Raw genomic sequence first — 495 nt, forward strand, 5'->3', positions numbered from 1 at the left:
CTAAAACATCTGCGTCTATTTGACTATTTTTTGGATAACAAATTTTAACTTGTAAATTTTTTTGAATCTGACCATAGGCATTACTGCCATGTTCAATAGGCATTTGTGTTACTTCAGAAACTGCAATTAATGCTTTGGTTTCTGAATTAAGCGAACTAGCTGGTATTAGATAAGAGTAGGCTTTACCTAAGCCGTCTATGCCAGCCGAGTTCAGCGAATCAACTACCCGTTTTGCAACGGTCATAATCCCATCACTTCCTTTAAAGCTTTAGCTTCAGCTTTCAAAACTGGATCCCTTGCTTGCAACTGTGATTTTTCAATAAAATGCATGTTTCTGACTTCCTTTGGACTCATCCCAGCAGTACCGTTATTAACATATCTGGCAATCATTGCTTTGTATTTATTATCAATGCCCACTGTGGTATCACCAGCCATCACTTTTTCACTTGTATAGCCTGGCTTATTTGTTATTGAATCACGCAAGTGTTTAGTTTT

At 37.2% G+C, this 495-nt stretch carries 2 protein-coding genes; both read right to left on the reverse strand.

The genetic code is table 11. The features are described from left to right. The coding region (locus tag H3V04_RS08785; protein WP_198188191.1) for a hypothetical protein at nucleotides 1-244 on the reverse strand (244 nt) is incomplete at its 3' end. Beyond that, a partial coding sequence (locus tag H3V04_RS08790; protein WP_232342672.1) for a hypothetical protein occupies nucleotides 241-495 on the reverse strand: 255 nt, incomplete at its 5' end. The genes H3V04_RS08790 and H3V04_RS08785, both read right to left, overlap by 4 nt.

This window comes from Bifidobacterium sp. M0353 (assembly GCF_016100645.1).
Taxonomy (GTDB): domain Bacteria; phylum Actinomycetota; class Actinomycetes; order Actinomycetales; family Bifidobacteriaceae; genus Bombiscardovia; species Bombiscardovia choladohabitans.